The 16,397-nt window shown below is 73.8% G+C and carries 14 protein-coding genes; 10 read left to right on the top strand and 4 right to left on the bottom strand.

Going from position 1 to position 16,397, the window contains the following annotated elements:
- Positions 1-16: 16 nt before the first annotated feature.
- The 4 genes from IEZ10_RS33535 to IEZ10_RS33520 are packed head-to-tail and all read left to right on the top strand — an operon-like array spanning position 17 to position 4,731.
- Entirely contained in the window at positions 17-1,318 is a 1,302-nt protein-coding gene (locus IEZ10_RS33535) for an ABC transporter substrate-binding protein (RefSeq protein ID WP_189250538.1), read from the top strand.
- 5 nt (positions 1,319-1,323) lie between these two features.
- Positions 1,324-2,262 (top strand): carbohydrate ABC transporter permease, encoded by a 939-nt coding sequence (locus tag IEZ10_RS33530; RefSeq protein ID WP_189250537.1) that lies wholly within the window; start codon positions 1,324-1,326, stop codon positions 2,260-2,262.
- A 10-nt stretch (positions 2,263-2,272) separates the two neighbouring features.
- A complete protein-coding gene (locus IEZ10_RS33525; protein ID WP_189250536.1) occupies positions 2,273-3,136 on the top strand; it encodes a carbohydrate ABC transporter permease in 864 nt (287 codons plus the stop codon).
- A gap of 2 nt (positions 3,137-3,138) precedes the next feature.
- A complete protein-coding gene (locus IEZ10_RS33520) occupies positions 3,139-4,731 on the top strand; it encodes an amylo-alpha-1,6-glucosidase (RefSeq protein WP_189250535.1) in 1,593 nt (530 codons plus the stop codon).
- 59 nt (positions 4,732-4,790) lie between these two features.
- Here IEZ10_RS33520 and IEZ10_RS33515 read toward each other — a convergent pair whose 3' ends face one another.
- Positions 4,791-6,164: a condensation domain-containing protein gene (locus IEZ10_RS33515; RefSeq protein ID WP_189250534.1), complete on the bottom strand. Its 1,374-nt coding sequence runs from the start codon at positions 6,162-6,164 to the stop codon at positions 4,791-4,793.
- 368 nt (positions 6,165-6,532) lie between these two features.
- Between IEZ10_RS33515 and IEZ10_RS33510 the strand changes: the two genes are divergently transcribed.
- On the top strand, positions 6,533-8,383 hold the full coding sequence (locus IEZ10_RS33510; protein ID WP_189250533.1) for a glycoside hydrolase family 15 protein: 1,851 nt from the start codon (positions 6,533-6,535) through the stop codon (positions 8,381-8,383).
- 30 nt (positions 8,384-8,413) lie between these two features.
- On the opposite strand, the gene dhaM is transcribed toward IEZ10_RS33510, so the two are convergent.
- The 3 genes from dhaM to dhaK are packed head-to-tail and all read right to left on the bottom strand — an operon-like array spanning position 8,414 to position 10,675.
- Positions 8,414-8,785 (bottom strand): dihydroxyacetone kinase phosphoryl donor subunit DhaM, encoded by a 372-nt coding sequence (dhaM, locus tag IEZ10_RS33505; RefSeq protein WP_189250532.1) that lies wholly within the window; start codon positions 8,783-8,785, stop codon positions 8,414-8,416.
- Entirely contained in the window at positions 8,785-9,624 is an 840-nt protein-coding gene (dhaL, locus tag IEZ10_RS33500; RefSeq protein WP_189250531.1) for a dihydroxyacetone kinase subunit DhaL, read from the bottom strand. Before dhaL ends, dhaM begins: the two co-directional genes overlap by 1 nt.
- Positions 9,625-9,682: 58 nt before the next feature.
- Entirely contained in the window at positions 9,683-10,675 is a 993-nt protein-coding gene (gene dhaK, locus IEZ10_RS33495) for a dihydroxyacetone kinase subunit DhaK (RefSeq protein WP_189250530.1), read from the bottom strand.
- Between the two features lie 259 nt (positions 10,676-10,934).
- Between dhaK and IEZ10_RS33490 the strand changes: the two genes are divergently transcribed.
- The 5 genes from IEZ10_RS33490 (at position 10,935) to IEZ10_RS33470 (ending at position 16,389) form a co-directional block, all read left to right on the top strand.
- A complete protein-coding gene (locus IEZ10_RS33490) occupies positions 10,935-11,912 on the top strand; it encodes a sulfite exporter TauE/SafE family protein (protein ID WP_189250529.1) in 978 nt (325 codons plus the stop codon).
- Positions 11,913-12,012: 100 nt separating this feature from the next.
- Positions 12,013-12,786: a cyclase family protein gene (locus IEZ10_RS33485; protein ID WP_189250528.1), complete on the top strand. Its 774-nt coding sequence runs from the start codon at positions 12,013-12,015 to the stop codon at positions 12,784-12,786.
- Entirely contained in the window at positions 12,783-14,648 is a 1,866-nt protein-coding gene (locus tag IEZ10_RS33480; protein WP_189250527.1) for a thiamine pyrophosphate-binding protein, read from the top strand. Before IEZ10_RS33485 ends, IEZ10_RS33480 begins: the two co-directional genes overlap by 4 nt.
- A gap of 297 nt (positions 14,649-14,945) precedes the next feature.
- Entirely contained in the window at positions 14,946-15,698 is a 753-nt protein-coding gene (locus IEZ10_RS33475; protein WP_189250526.1) for a lysophospholipid acyltransferase family protein, read from the top strand.
- A gap of 139 nt (positions 15,699-15,837) precedes the next feature.
- Positions 15,838-16,389, top strand: coding sequence for a hypothetical protein (locus tag IEZ10_RS33470; protein WP_189250525.1), 552 nt, complete (start codon positions 15,838-15,840; stop codon positions 16,387-16,389).
- Positions 16,390-16,397 lie beyond the last annotated feature (8 nt).

The following is a 16,397-nucleotide window of genomic DNA, read 5'->3' as shown; positions in this document are numbered from 1 at the left end:
CCCCAGGAGGCACCCCGTGTCTTTCCCTCCGTCCAAGAAGACCCTCGCCGCGGCGGCACTGGCCCTGACCGCCGCCGTCGCGACCGCGTGCAGCGGCAGCGGCAGCGGCGCCGGAGGCCCGGCCACCGCCGGGAAGGTCACCATCCGCTGGTCGACCTGGGGGTCGGCCGAGGACGTCGCGTTGTACAAGGCCTTCAACGACGACTTCATGAAGCGCCACCCGAACATCGTGCTGAAGATGGAGACGGTCCCCAAGTACGAGGACTACCACCCCAAGCTCCTGACCCAGCTCACCTCGAAGACCGCGCCCGACGTCTTCTTCGTCGGCGACGACAACATCGGCAAGTTCGTCGCCTCCGGGGTGCTCGCCCCGCTCAACGAACGGCTCGCCGGCCCCGCCAGCAAGAGCAGGCCCGAGGACTTCTTCGAGGGCGTCTACGGTGGCGCCAAGAAGGACGACAAGATCTACGGCGTCCCGAACGACACCAACCCCGAGGTGCTCTGGTACGGCAAGAAGGCGCTCCGGGAGGCCGGGATCACCGAGGACCCCGCCGAGCTGAACGCCGCCGGCAAGTGGACCATGGCCAAGTACATGGAGATGAACGCCAAGCTCAAGGCCGCGGGCAAGGCCGGTTCGATCTTCTGGAACTGGTACGGCTCCACCTACAGCGTCATCGGCGGCTTCGGCGGCAAGGTCTGGGACGGCGGCAGGTTCGTCGCCACCACCGACCCCAAGTCCCGCGAGGCCCTTTCGGCCCTGGCCAAGGGATACGCCGACAAGACCTTCCTGTCGGCCGACGTGCTGCCCGCCAGCAACGGAGCCAACACCCAGTTCCTGCGCGGCAAGGCCGGCTTCTACGCCGGCGGCCGGTGGATGATCGAAGTGATCAAGAAGGGCGGCGACCAGGCGAACTACGACATCGTGCCGTTCCCGTCGGAGACCGGCGCCCCGATGCCCGGCGCGGTCGCGGCCTCCTACCTCGCGCTGAACAAGGACTCCCGCAACCCCGACGAGGCGTTCACCTTCCTCACCGAGTTCGTCAGCAAGGAAGGCCAGCTCCTGCGGCTCAAGAGCGGCGGCGCGGTCCCCTCCATCAAGGGCGCCGAGCAGGTCGTGCTGGAGGGTGGCTACCCGGCGCACGCCCAGACCCTCCTCGACGTCCGGGACACCGGCTTCGCGAACTACCCCGAGGAGGTCGCGGTGCCCGGCCTGACCAAGGACATCAACGACGAGCTGATGAAGGTCTGGACCGGCAAGGTCGGCTTCGACGAGGGCATGACCAAGCTGCAGGCCCTCGTCGACGGCAGGATCGGATAACGGCCGTGGGCGTCGTCACCCCGGCGCGCCCCACCCCCAGGACCCGGCCCGCGCGCGCGGCGCAGCGCGTGCGGAACCGGGACGGCTGGTGGGCCGCGCTCTTCCTCGCGCCGCAGGTGCTGGGCCTGCTGGCGTTCCTGGTCTTCCCCCTCGGCTTCGCCGTCGTGCTCGCGTTCATGAAATGGGACGGGCTCGGCGAGAAGTCCTGGGTCGGCTTCGACAACTTCGCCGCCCAGCTCACCGACCCCGAGTTCGGCACGGCCGTCTGGAACACCGTCAAGCTCGCCCTGCTGACGGTCCCGATCGGCCTGACGCTCGCGCTGCTCGTCGCCCTCGCGCTGAACAACGTGCGGGGGAGGACCTTCTACCGGGTCGTCTACTTCCTGCCCGTGGTGACCAGCTCCGTCGCGGTGGCCGTGATGTGGCAGGTCATCCTGGCCAGCGGCGACTACGGCGTGCTCAACAGCACCCTCCACAGGTGGTTCGGCGTCACGCCGCCCGACTGGCTGGACGACCCGGGCTGGGTCATCGTGGCCATCGCGGTCGTGACGATCTGGTCCTCGCTCGGCCTCAACGTGGTCATCTTCCTGGCCGGGCTGCAGACCATCCCGCCGTCGCTGACCGAGGCCGCCCGCATCGACGGCGCCGGCCCGGTCCGCGTCCTCCGCTCGGTGACGCTGCCGATGATCTCCCCGACGATCTTCTTCTCCACCGTCGTCGCGGTGATCAGCTCCTTCCAGGCGTTCGACCAGATCTACGTGCTGGTCAACCCCGACCACAACGAAGGGGCCCGCACGATCGTCTACCAGGTCTACGACCTGGGCTTCCAGAAGTTCGAGTTCGGGATGAGCAGCGCCGCCGCGCTGATCCTGCTCGCGCTGACGCTGCTCGTCACCTTCGTCCAGTTCGCGGCGCAGAAGCGCCTCGTCCACTACGACTCCTGAGGGACCGTCGATGGCTGTGATCCCTGCCTCTCCCGGTTCCCGTCCCGGTGCCCGCCGTCTGGGACGGATCGGCCTGCACGCCGCGCTCGCCGCCGGCGGACTGCTGATGCTGTTCCCGTTCGTCTGGATGCTGCTGACCTCGTTCAAGGGCGCGCACCAGATGCTCAACACGCCGCTCGACTGGCTGCCGAACCCGTGGCGGGCGCAGAACTACCCCGACGCGTTCGGCGCGCTGCCCTTCGCCCAGGCCTACTGGAACAGCTTCTACATCGCGGTCCTCAACGTGGTGCTCACCCTGTTCACCTCCGCGATGGCCGCCTACGCCTTCGCCCGGATCCGCTTCCGCGGCTCCGGACTGCTGTTCGGCCTGTTCCTGGCGACCCAGATGGTGCCGCAGCAGGTGACCGTCGTCCCGCTCTACCTGATGCTGGCGGAGCTGGGCTGGGTCGACTCCCACCTGGCGCTGATCGTGCCGGGCTTCGTCAACCCGTTCGCGGTGTTCCTGCTGCGGCAATTCATCCGGGCCGTGCCCATCGAGCTGGAGGAGGCCGCCCGCCTCGACGGAGCCGGCCGGTGGACGATCTTCTGGCGCATCGTGCTGCCCAACGTCCGGCCCGGCCTGGGCGCGCTCGGCATCATCGTCTTCCTGGCGAGCTGGAACGGCTTCTTCTTCCCGCTGATCTTCCTGAACTCGCCGGAGCTGGCCACCGTACCGCTGCTGGTCAGCCAGTTCGCCGGGCAGCACGGCGCCACCGACTACGGCCTCACCCTCGCCGCCTCGGCCATCTCGGTCATCCCGATGATGATCGCCTTCCTGATCGGCCAGCGGCGCATTCTCAACAGCATGGCCATGTCCGGCCTGGGAGGACGCTGACGATGCTCGACCTGAGAGCGACCCCCTTCACCGAGCGGGGCTCCCGGTTGCTGGTGCTGGCCGAGTCCGACGGCTCGCTCCGCGTCGCCCGCGCCGAGTACGAGACCCGGCTGTCGGAGACGACCGTGCTCACCGGGCTGCGGCTGTTCTCCGGCGACCGCGAGCTGCCGGTACGGCGGGCCCTCCCCGACCGGGTCTCCTTCGGGGCCGGGGTGGACCTGCTCTTCGCCGACCCCGGGACGCTGGTGCTGACCGGCTCGGGAGCGCGGGCCGTCTGGGACGGCGGCGCGGGCGAGATCGACGGAACCCTCGTGCTCGTCGGCCGGGCGGGCCCGTACGACGCCGGGGAGCTGCTGGCGCGGGCCGCGGAGCGCCGCCGGGAGTGGTTCGCGCGGATGCCGGCCGTACCCGCGGAGCTGCGGGAACGGGCCGAGCAGGCGTGGTGGACGCTCGGGGTGAACCTGCTGCCCGTCGCGTTCGCCGGGGGCCGCGAAGGCGTGGTCCCCTCCAAGCTGGGATACGTCGGCATCTGGAACTGGGACTCCTACTTCCACGCCGTCGCCCTGCGCCACGCCGACCCGGAACTGGCCCGCGACCAGCTCCGCATCCTCCTCGACCACCAGCGCCCGGACGGACTCATCCCCGACGTGGTCCACGACCGGGGCGTGCTCGCCGAGACCACCGACCTGCCCCGCTCCGACCACGACCGGCTCGCCCAGCACGTCGGCGGCCCCGCCGCGCCGGGCGAGCCGATCGGCGGCGTCGTCCCGGTGACCAAGCCGCCGCTGACCGCCTGGGCCGCCTGGAAGATCCACGAGGCCGCCCCCGACCTCGGCTTCCTCGACGAGGTCTACCGGCCGATCGCCCGCTCCCAGCGGTGGTGGCTGACCGTCTCCGACCCCGACGGGGACGGCCTCGCCGAGTACCTCCACCCCTACTCCTCCGGCCTGGACGACAGCCCCATCTGGGACCACGGCCCCCGGGCGGAACCGCCGGACCTCAACTCCTACCTGGCCCTGCAGGCCGACCGGCTGGGCGACATCGCCGAGGCGCTGGGCCGTACGGCGGAGGCCGGGGAGTGGCGGCGGCAGGCCGCCCGGCACGTCGAACTGCTGGTCGCCCGCCGCTGGAACGGCAGCCGGTTCGTCACGCTGACCAAGTTCGCGTCCGGCGCCGCGGCCGAGGTCGCCACCCGCACCCCGCTGGAGCTGATGCCCCTGCTCACCGGCCGCCTGCCCCGGGAGATCGCCGAACGGCTGGTGGCCGACCTGCTGTCGCCGGCCTTCTGGGGCGAGCGCCCGGTGCCCACGGTCGCCTTCGACGACCCGGCCTTCGACCCGGACGCCATGTGGCGCGGCCCGGTCTGGCTCAACGTCAACTACCTGCTGATCGAGGGTCTGCGTCACTCCGGCTTCGCCGCCGAGGCCGAGGAGCTGACCGGCCGGACCCTGGACATGGTGAACGCCGGCGGCGGCCTGTACGAGTACTGGAACCCGCTCACCGGCGCCCGCGCCCGCGGGGCCACCACCGGGTTCGGCTGGTCCGCCGCGCTCTTCCTGGACCTGGCCCACCGCCGGGCCGGGCGCCGCCCGTGAGGCGTTCCGCGCGGTGAGGCGTTCCGCGTGGCGAGGCGTTCCGTCTGGCGAGGCCGGGGTCAGGGCGCGCCGTCGACCAGGGCCGGAAGCGCCGACAGCGGCGTGCCCGCCGTCGCCGCGCCGACGACGAGCGCCTCGACCGCGTACAGGAACCGGTCCACCAGGTCGGGTGGCATGGTGACCGTGTCCGCGGTCAGGCTGACGCCCGGGACACCGCCCTCGTCGTCGACCAGGTGAACGCAGAACCCGCAGTTGAGCCGCTCCACGCCGGGTGGCCGCCGGATGCGGGTCTCCGCCCGGGCCGCGACCACCTGCCGGGGATCCACGGGCGCGTCCCGCCCCGGCGGGTCGGCGGCCCGCTGGTCGTTGAAGCAGCAGCCGGGAAAGACCGGGAGCCCGCGTTCCCCGCTCACCGCGTCCACCATGCGGTACCACTCGGCCTGGTCGTACCGGGCGTGCCGGTAGGCCTGGAGGGCGAGGTGCCTGGTCCGGGCGAGCAGCTCGTCGAACGTCGCCGCCCCGGTCGCCTCGACGTCGAGCACGAACAGGCCGAGCTGGCACAGTGAGGTGACGAGCGTCCTGCTCTCCGGCACGAACCGGTTGTTCACCAGCGGGGTGACCGCGACCGTCCGGTGGCCCGAGACGGCCGAGACCAGCGCCGCCACCGCGGTGAGCAGGACGGTCGCGGTGCTGACGCCGTGCCGCCGGGCGAGCGTCCCGGCCGCCAGGCCGATCGCCCGGGACACGATCACCGCCTGCTGGAAGCGCGGGCTCCCGGGGGCTCCCCGCGCCTCCGGGAACATCGTGTGCGGGATCGCCCGATAGTGGCCGGCCCAGTATTCGAGCGCGGCGGCGCTTCCGCGCGCCGCGCGCCCGCCCTGGGCGGCGACCAGGTCCATCAACTGATGCGGCGCGGGCGGCGCGCCGCCCCTGAGCAGGAGCCGCAGGTCACGGACGACGACGTCGGCGGCGAAGGCGTCGGCGGCCAGATGGCACAGGACGAGGACCACGTGGCTGACGACGCCGCCGCCGGTCACGAGGCCGGCGCGCAACGGCGGATCCTCGGCGTAGGAGAACCGGCGGCCGGCCAGTCGTCCGCGGAGCGCCTCCGCCGCGGCGCCGGCGCCGTCCGGGGGAGCCTCGGTCACCTCGACGGCGATGGCGCCGCGGGCCTCCACCGTCTGCAGGGGATCGGCCTGCCCCTCCTGGCACAGGCGGCTGCGCAGCGCGTCGTGCCGGGCCAGCAACCGCCCGATCGCCGCCACCGCCGCGTCGGGGCTGATCCTCCAGCTGCGCGGAAGGCGCACCATCCTGGGCACGTTGTAGTAATGGTCGCTTCCCGGGCCGACGTCGCGTATCGCGCCCCAGATGGCCCGTTGTCCCCAGGCCAGGGGAACCGTCCCGGCCCGTTCCGTGGCGAAGCGGGCCTCCATGCTCGTCCTCCCAGAGGATCGCGGGTCCCGCCGGTTAGCCGATCATGGCCGGGGTCCGGCGGCGGTTCCGGTGGGAACGCTCCCAGTCCTGGGCAGGCTAGAGACAGCGCCGACGCCCCGTCAAGGTTCACGGCATCCACCGCCCGATTCCGGCGGCCCTTGACACACCGGGTCGGGGAATCCGTTCATCCGCAGGTCAGAGGGGTCGCCCCGCGGCCGGTGGCCGTGGACCCCCGCACAGGGCGTCCCCGGCCACCACGCCCCCTCGCTTTCCCGAAACCTGCCCGTCCCTTGGCGCCGGCCGGGCCGGGGCCGCGGGCGGCGGCATTACCGTGAGGTCATAAGGGCCCGACGACGGAAGGCCGCAGATGACGGCAGCCGAGTTCGCGGACCGCCCGGACGCGCCGGACGCGCCGGACGCCGGTCGGTATCCGCCCATCGCCGACCACGGGCTGATCGGCGACCTGCGCACCGCCGCGCTCGTGGACACGCGCGGCACGATCGACTGGTACTGCTTCCCGCGCTTCGACGCGCCGAGCGTGTTCGCCGCCATCCTGGACGCCGACCGGGGCGGGGCGTTCGAGCTGACCGCCGACGTGCCCGCGAGGACCAGGCAGTTCTACTTCCCCGACACCAACGTGCTGATCACCCGGTTCATGGCCCCCGACGGGGTCGGTGAGATCCACGACTTCATGCCGGTCACCGGAGACACATGCGAGATCGACCGGCACCGGCTGATCCGCCGGGTGAGGTGCGTGCGCGGGACGCTGCCGTTCCGCGCGCGGGTGGCCCCCCGGTTCGACTACGGCCGCCAGACCCACACCGTGGACCTGCGCGAGGGCCGGGCCGTCTTCACCTCGCCGTCGCTCTCGCTCACCCTGACCTCCAGCGCGCCACTGGAGACCGACGGCCGCGACGTGCTGTCGGTGTTCAAGCTGACCGAGGGCGAGTGCGCGGTGTTCGCCCTCGACCGGTACGGCGACGGCGTCGAGATGCGGGCGTGTCCTCTCACCGAGGCCGAGGATGAGTTCGCCGCCACGGTCGCCTACTGGCGGCGCTGGGTGTCCCGGTCACGCTACCGGGGCCGCTGGCGGGAGATGGTGCACCGCTCGGCGCTGACGCTGAAACTGCTCACCTACGCGCCGACCGGCGGGACCGTCGCCGCGGTGACCACCAGCCTGCCCGAGCGGGTCGGCGGCGAACGCAACTGGGACTACCGCCACGTCTGGATCCGCGACTCGGCCTTCTGCATGTACGCGCTGATCAGGCTGGGCTTCGACGAGGAGGCCGCGGCGTTCATGGGCTTCCTGTCCGAGCACGTCAGCTGCGGCTGCGACGGCTCGGCGGGCCCCCTGCAGATCATGTACGGCATCGACGGCCGCACCGACCTGCCCGAGGTCGAACTGTCCCACCTCGCGGGCTACCGCGGCTCCGCTCCCGTGCGGGCCGGGAACGCCGCCGCGGGACAGCTCCAGCTCGACATCTACGGCGCCCTCATCGACTCCGTCTACCTCTACGACAAGCTGTACCAGCCGATCTCCAGCGACCAGTGGGAACAGACCTGCACGCTGGTCGACTGGGTGTGCGCCAACTGGGACCAGCCCGACGAGGGCGTCTGGGAGACCCGCGGCGGACGCCGCGACTTCGTCTACTCGCGGCTGATGTGCTGGGTGGCGATCGAACGGGCCATGCGGATGGCCCGCCGCCGCGGGCTGCCCGCCGACACGCAGCGCTGGCAGCGCTCCCGCGACGAGATCTACCGGCAGGTCATGCGGCGCGGCTGGTCGGACCGGCTGGGCGCGTTCGTCCAGCACTTCGACGGCGACGTCCTCGACGCCGCCGTGCTGATGATGCCGCTGACCAAGTTCATCGCCCCCACCGACCCCAAGTTCCTGTCCACCCTCGACGCGCTCCGCCGTACCCTCGTCGCCGACTCGCTGGTGTACCGCTACGACCCCGGGGAGAGCCCCGACGGGCTGAGCGGCGAGGAGGGCACGTTCTCGATCTGCTCGTTCTGGTACGTCGAGGCGCTCACCCGCGCCGGACGGCTCGACGAGGCCCGGCTCGCCTTCGAGAAGATGCTCACCTACGCCAACCACCTCGGCCTGTACGCCGAGGAGATCGGCCGGACCGGCGAGCAGCTCGGCAACTTCCCGCAGGCGTTCACCCACCTCTCCCTGATCAGCGCCGCCGTCAACCTCGACCGCGCCCTCGGCTGACCTCATGGTGAGAAGCCTCGCCGGCGTCCCTCAGAGCTTGCGGAAGGTCCTGGCCTCCTCGGCCGCGGCGACCACGTCCTCCAGCGAGGCGCCGGAGCCCGCCGAGACGACCGCCGCGATCGTGCCCTCCACGAACGGCACGTCCGCGATCACCACGCCGGGACCCTCCATGAGCCGGGCGGTCAGCACCGAGCTGCCCAGGTCCGGGATCAGGACCACCCCGTCGCCCCGGTCCACCTCCTCGATCGCCCTGGACACCAGGTCGGGACTGGTGCCGAGCCCGCCGTCGTCGGTGCCGCCCGCCCCGGCCAGCGGCACGTCCGCGCCGCCGATCTGCCGGGCCAGCCGCACGAGCTCGTCGGCCAGCGGGCCGCTGTGGGAGACGAGGACGATGCCCACCATCACGCCGGTCCTTCCGGGGCCCGCCGGGACGTCTCTCCCGGGGCGGGCCCGGACCGCTCACCCGGGGCGCCCGCCGTACGGGACACCGCCGCGTGCAGCGCCCGGACGATGAGGGCGGTGGACGCGGCGCCGGGGTCCTCGTGCCCCAGGCTGCGCGGGCCGAGGTAACTGGCCCGGCCCTTGCGGGCCTGCATCGGGATCGTGGCCTGCGCCCCGGCCAGCGCCGCCTCCGCCGCCGCGCCGACCGCCTCCGCCGGGGCCAGCCCCTCCTGTACGGCCTGCGTCAGCGCCCGGAGCGCCGGGGCCAGCGCGTCCACCATGGTCTTGTCGCCCTCTGCGGCGGATCCCAGCCTCCGTATCCCGGCCAGCCCGGCGGCCAGGGCCGCGTCGAGGTCGGCGAGGGAGACCTCGGGGGCGTCGCCCAGCGCCTTGCCCGCCTCCCGGAACGCCATGCCGTACAGCGGCCCGGACGCCCCGCCGACCTTGCGGATCAGCGTGTTGCCCACCAGGGACAGCAGCGCTCCCGGGGTGTCCGGCCGGCCGCCGGCCAGCGCCTCGGCGACCGCGGTGAAGCCCCGGTCGAGGTTGGCCCCGTGGTCGGCGTCGCCGATCGCGGAGTCCAGCGCGGTCAGCCGGTCCCGGTCGGCCCGGACCGCCGCGGCGATCTCCTCGGCCCACGCGGCGAAGAGGGCGGCGTCCAGGCCGCCCGCGTCGGCCGTGCCGCCGGCCGCGCCGCTCGCGCTGCTCACGCCGCTCGCGGTGCCCGCCCGGGTCGTGTGATTCGCGGCGTTCGCCTCGTGTGCGCCGCCCGTGCCGCCTGTGCCGTTCGTGTCGCTCATTCCGTCGGCGTTCCCCGTGCCGCCCGTGCCACGCGCGCGGTCGTCCGGCCCGGCCATGTCAGCGGCCCCACCGCAGCGCGGGCGTCTGCACCGGCGCGTCCCACAGCCGGGTCAGCTCCGGCGTCAGCAGGCAGGCCGTGACCGAGAAGCCCTGCATGTCGAGGCTCGTGATGTAGTCGCCCACCAGGTTGCGCGACGGCGTCGCGCCCTTCTCCTCCAGGTAGGCAGCCACCTCGGCGAAGGCGACGTACAGCTCGATCAGCGGGGTGCCGCCCATGCCGTTCACCATGACCAGGACGTCCCCGTCGAGCGGCATGTCCTCGTGGAGGGCGTCCATCGCGACGCGCACCAGCTCGCGCGCCCCGCGCATGGCCGACCGGGCGCGGCCCGGCTCTCCGTGGATGCCGATGCCCAGCTCGACCTCGTCGTCGCCCAGCTCGAAGGTGGGCACGCCCGCGGCGGGGGTGGTGCAGGCGCTCAGCGCGATGCCGAACGACCGGCTTCGGGAGTTGACCTCCTCGGCCACCCGCCGTACCTCCGCCAGCGGCGCCCCGGCCTCGGCCGCGGCTCCGGCGATCTTCTCGACGAAGACCGTGGCGCCGGTTCCCCGACGGCCCGCCGTGTAGAGGGAGTCGCGGACGGCCACGTCGTCGTCGACCACCACGGCCGCGACCTCCACGCCCTCGTCGGCGCACAGCTCGGCGGCCATGCCGAAGTTCAGGACGTCGCCGGTGTAGTTCTTCACGACGTGCAGAACCCCGGCCCCGCCGTCCACGGCGGTGCTGGCCGCGATCACCTGGTCGGGCACGGGCGAGGTGAAGATCTCACCGGGGCAGGCGGCGTCGAGCATGCCGTACCCGACGAAACCGGCGTGCAGCGGCTCGTGTCCGGAGCCGCCGCCGGAGACCAGGCCGACCTTGCCCCGGCGCGGCCCGGAGGCGCGTGTCACGAACTGGTTCTTCACGTCGACCCGCAGGTCCGGGTGCGCGGCCGCGAGCCCGCGCAGCGCGTCGGCGACCACCGAATCAGCACTGTTGATGAGCTTCTTCACATCCCGAAGATCTGCCCGTTCGGCGGGGAGGGCAAGCGCCGTGACCGAAAAACCTCGGCACCCGCCACCGGACGCGCCGCTGCCCGCCGCCGGACGGTCCGGGGCTCCGCGCCCCTGCCGGGCGTCCCTCGTCCCCACCGGGCGTTCCGCGCTCCCGCCGGGCGTCCAGTGCCCTCACCGGGCGTCCCGTGTCACCGCCGGGCGCCGCCGCCTCACCGGGTGTCCGGGACCGGAACGCCGTGTGGTTGGGTTGATCCCTGTGAACGTCACCGAGGTGCTGGGACTCGCCGGGGTGGGGGTGCTGGCCGGTGTGGTCAGCACGGTGGTGAGCCTGGCGTCCGTCGTCTCCTACCCGGCGCTGCTGGCGTTCGGACTGCCCCCGCTGACCGCGAACGTCACCAACACGACCGCGCTGGTCTTCACCGGCCTCGGGGCGGCCGCCGGGTCGCGGCCCGAACTGGCCGGGCAGGGCGGGCTGGTGCTGCGCATGGGCTGGGTGACGGCGCTCGGCGGCGCCACGGGCGCGGCCCTGCTGCTGCTCACGCCGTCGCGGACATTCGAGGCGATCGTGCCGTGGCTGGTCGCGGTCGCCTCGCTGACGCTGATCCGCCCGCCCCGGCTGCCCGGCCTGGCCGCCGGCGCCCGCCCCGGTACGGCGGGCGGCCCGCCCGGCGGTCCTTCCGACGGCCTTTCCCGCGGTCCTTCCCGCGGTCCTTCCCGCGGTCCTTCCCGCGGTCCTTCCCGCGGTCATTCCTGCGGTCCTTCCCGCGGTCCTTCCGGCGGCCCGGACGACGACCCGCCGGGCGGTGCGGGCGATCCCGCGGGTGGCCCGCCGTACGACACGCCGTACGGCACGCCCCGCGACGCGGGAGCGGAGGAGCGCTGGCCGGTGCGGGCCGCGCTGTTCGCGGTCGCCACCTACATCGGCTACTTCGGCGCGGCCGGCGGGATCGTCATGTTCGCGGTGCTCACCGCCGTGCTCGACCAGTCGCCGGTCCGGGTCAACGCCGTGAAGAACGTCGTGTCCTCCTTCGCCAACGCCGTCGCCGCCCTCGGCTTCGCGGTCTTCGGACCGGTGCGGTGGTCGGCGGCGGTGCCGCTGGCGGTGGGGTTCCTGATCGGCGGCCGGATCGGCCCGGTGATCGCCCGGCGGCTCCCCGGCGCGTCCCTGCGCGTCGCCGCCGCCGTGTGCGGCCTGCTCGTCGCCGCCAAGCTCGCACTCGACGCCTACCTCTGACCGGCCGTCCGGGCCGGGACCGACACGGCGCGCGGGGATGGCGGAGGCCCCCGGCGTGTAGGAGGATCCGACCAGGCCATCTCCCGACCTCGGAGGCGTCATGTCGGTGCTGCGGAACCTGGTGGAGAGCATCCGGAGCGGCGGGATCGAGGTGATCGACCTGACCGCGCCGCTGTCGTCCGAGACGCCGATCCTGCGGCTGCCGGAGCCGTTCGCGAACACGGTCCCGTTCACGCTGAGGGAGATCAGCCGCTACGACGACCGCGGCCCCGCCTGGTACTGGAACGACTTCACGACGGGCGAGCACGTGGGAACGCACTTCGACGCGCCCGTCCACTGGGCGACCGGCAAGGACGGTGAGGACGTCTCGCAGGTGCCGCCGGAGCGGCTGGTCGCCCCGGCCGTCGTGCTGGACGTCGTGGGCGAGGCGGCCGGAGACCCCGACTTCCTGCTGGAGATCGGCCACGTCGAGGCGTGGCAGAAGGCGAACGGGCCGCTGCCCGACGGTGGCTGGCTGCTCTACCGCACCGGGTGGGACGCCCGCTCCCACGACCAGGAGAGCTTCCTCAACGCCGACGAGACCGGCCCCCACAGTCCCGGGATCTCGGTGGAGTGCGCCAGGTGGCTGGCGGAGGAGACCCCGATCGCCGGGATCGGCGTGGAGACCGTGGGCACCGACGCGGGCGCCGCGCACGGCTTCGACCCGCCCTTCCCCTGCCACTCGTTCCTGCTCGGCGCGGGCAAGTACGGCCTGACCCAGCTCCGCAACCTCGACCGGCTCCCGGCCACCGGCGCGGTGGTCGTCGCCCCGCCGCTGCCCATCGTCGGCGGCTCGGGCAGCCCGGTGCGGGTGCTGGCCCTGGTCGAGCGTTGAGCGCCGGGACCGTCGCGGAGACCGTCGGCGCCGTCCTCGCCTCGCTGGGCGTGGACACCGCGTTCGGGGTGGTCGGCAGCGGCAATTTCCACGTGACCAACGCGCTGGTCGCGCACGGCGTGCGGTTCGTCGCCGCGCGCCACGAGGGCGGGGCGGCGACCATGGCCGACGCCCACGCGCGGATGACGGGCCGGGTCGGCGTGCTCAGCGTCCACCAGGGGCCGGGGCTGACCAACGCGCTGACCGGCGTCACGGAGGCCGCCAAGAGCCGCACGCCGCTCGTCGTGCTGGCCGGTGAGGTGACCGCCCCGCGGTCCAACTTCTTCGTGGACCAGGCCGCGCTGGCCGCGGCGGTCGGCGCCGTCCCGATGCGGGTCGGCGCCGCCCCGGACGCCGCGGCCCTGACGGCCGAGGCGTTCCGCGTCGCCCGCGACGGCCGCCGCACCGTCCTGCTCAACCTGCCGCTGGAGGTGCAGGCGCTGACCGTCCCGGGTCCGTCCGGGGCCGGGGACCGGGAGACCGGGCCGGGGGCCGGGGCCGTCGAGGCCGCCGATTCCGCCCGATCCGCCGGGCCGGCCGGCTCCGCCGGCCTCTCCGCCGATTCCGCTGGTCTCGCCGGGTCCGCCGGTCTCGCGGGCCTCACCGGCGAGGCGCGTTCGCTCCCGGCCGGGCCGGACCCCGCGCAGGCCGCCCGGCTGGCGGAGATCCTCGCGGGCGCGCGGCGGCCGGTGTTCGTGGCCGGCCGGGGAGCCCGTACGGCCCGGCGCGAGCTGGAGGACCTCGCCGGTCTGACCGGCGCTCTGCTCGCCACCTCCGCCGTCGCCAAGGGCCTCTTCCGGGGCAGCCCGTGGGACCTGGACGTCAGCGGTGGGTTCGCCTCGCCCCTGGCCGCCGAGCTCATCCGCGACGCCGACGTGGTCGTCGGCTGGGGCTGCGCCCTGAACATGTGGACCACCCGGCACGGCACGCTCGTCGGCCCGGACGCCGTGGTCGTCCAGGTGGACCTGGACCCGGAGGCCCTGGGCGCGCACCGCCCGGTCCACCTCGGTGTGACCGGCGACGTCGCCTGCACCGCGCGGGCCGTCGCGGACCTGCTCGGCGACGGGACCGCGGCCCGTCCGGTGCCCGGCGCGCCGGCCGGGGAACGCGGCGGGACGCGCGCCGTACCGGAGGAGGCCGGGACGCGCGCCGTACCGTACCGGGCCGGGTACCGGTCGGAGGCGCTGGCGCTGCGGATCGCCAGGGAGGTCCGCTGGCGGGACGTCCCGTACGCCGACGAGAGCGGTGACGGCCGCATCGACCCCCGGACCCTGACGATCGCGCTCGACGACCTGCTGCCCGCCGAGCGCGTCGTCTGCCCCGATTCCGGAAATTTCATGGGATATCCGGCGATGTTCATGGATGTCCCGGACGAGGAGGGCTTCTGCTTCACCCAGGCGTTCCAGTCGATCGGCCTCGGCCTGGCGACCGCGATCGGCGCGGCCCTCGCCCGGCCGGACCGGCTGGCGGTGGCCGCGCTCGGCGACGGCGGCGCGCTGATGGGCGTCTCCGAACTGGAGACCGTCGTGCGGCTCGGTCTGCGCATGGTGGTCGTGGTCTACGACGACGAGGCGTACGGCGCCGAGGTGCATCATTTCGGACCGGACGGCCACCCCCTGGACACCGTGGTCTTCCCGCCCGCCGACATCGCCGGCATCGCCCGGGGGTTCGGCTTCGAGGCGGTCACCGTACGGGCTCCTGGAGACCTCGCGGCGGTGACCCGGTGGCTGGACGGCCCGCGGGAGCGACCGCTGCTGGTCCACGCCGCGGTCACCCGGGCGCGCGGCGCGTGGTGGCTGGAGGAGGCGTTCCGCGGCCACTGAGGCGGTCCGGGCGGTCGCTGAGCGGTCACCGGGGTGGCCGCGGACGCGGTGACCGTCTCGGCCCGCCACCGGATCGCTCCGGCCCGTCGGGCCCCGGCCCGCCACCGGATCGCTCCGGCCCGTCGGGCCCCGGCCCGCCACCGGATCGCTCCGGCCCGTCGGGCCCCGGTCCGCCGCGGGACCGTTCCGGCCCGTCGGGCCCCGGTCCGCCGCGGGACCGTTCCGGCCCGTCGGACCCCGGTCCGTCGCGGGACCGTGGCAGGCCGCGGGGAGGGGGAGCTGAGGTACGGTTCAGCCATGGCTGAGATCGTGTATCCCCCGGTCATCGGGGCAGCGCGGACGTTGTTCCGTGCGCTGGATTTGAAGATCCGCGTCGAGGGCGCCGAGCGGATACCGAGGACCGGGGGCGCGGTGCTGGTCAGCAACCACATCAGCTATCTGGACTTCATCTTCGCCGGCTTCGCCGCCCTGCCCGCCAGGCGGCTGGTCCGGTTCATGGCCAAGAAGGAGGTCTTCGACCACCGGATCTCCGGCCCGCTGATGCGCGGCATGCACCACATCCCGGTGGACCGCGCGGCGGGCGCCTCGGCGTTCGGCGCGGCCATGAAGGCGCTCAAGGCGGGCGAGGTCGTCGGCGTGTTCGCCGAGGCCACGATCAGCCGGTCGTTCACCGTCAAGGACATCAAGAACGGCGCGATCCGGATGGCCGTGGCCGCCGGGGTCCCGGTGATCCCGGTCGCCCTGTGGGGCACGCAGCGGCTGTGGACCAAGGGCCGCCCGAAGAAACTCCTCCAGCGGCACGTCCCGGTCACCATCCTGGTCGGCGAGTCGATGCACCCCAAGCGCGGCGACGACTACGACGCCGCCACCGCCGACCTGCGCACGCGCATGGCCGAGCTGCTCGACCGGGCCCAGCGGACCTACCCGGAGCAGCCCCAGGGCGTCTGGTGGCAGCCCCACCACCTCGGCGGGACCGCCCCCACCCCGGAGGAGGCCGCCGAAATGGACGAGGCGGAGGCCAAGGAGAGGGAGGCCCGCCGCCAGGCGTGAGCCGGAAGGCGGCCCGCGGGGCCGCCGGCCGTCCGCTCCCGGAGTACCGCCGCGCGGAGGGCGCGCGCCCGCCCCGGCCCTGTCCTCCGCAAGCCGGAGGCAGGTGATCCGCAAGCGGCCGGGTGCACCGTTCCGTTCCATGAACGACGCGCTGGAAAGCCTCCTCGACGCCGTGGAGCCCGGGCCGACCCCGGGCCCCGGCCGCACCCCCGGCCCCATCGGCATGACCGTGCTCCTGGTCTGCTGGCTGGCCCTGGGCCTGATGCCCTTCGTCTTCGCCGTGGACGACCTGGAGCTGGCGGCCGGCCGGACCGGCACGCCGGGCACGCTCACCGTCGTCTCCTGCGCGTCGCTGGGGGAGGGGCGCTACGACTGCCGGGGGAGGTTCACACCCGACGGCGGCGGCGCCGCGGTCGCGGTGGCGGCCTCGCCCGACTCCACCGCCGGGGACGTCAGGCGCGCCCGGCTCGCCCCCGGGCGCGACCGTGCGGTCCCGACCGGGCCGGCGGGCCTGCTGGCCGCGCTGACCATGCCCTTCCTCGGCGCCGGCGTGCTCGCCTTCCTCCCCTACGTGGCGCTCCACGCCCTGCGGATCCGGCGGGGCCGCCGGGGCGCGGTGATCTTCGGGTCGCTCCTGACGTCCGTCGCGGTGGCCGGGATGGTGGCCGGCATGGTGGCGTCGTACTCCTGACCTCCCGA

This window comes from Streptosporangium pseudovulgare, from assembly GCF_014648055.1.
Taxonomy (GTDB): Bacteria; Actinomycetota; Actinomycetes; order Streptosporangiales; family Streptosporangiaceae; genus Streptosporangium; species Streptosporangium pseudovulgare.
Note: the sequence above shows the minus strand (reverse complement) of the source record. Positions and strands in the feature narration are given on the sequence as shown.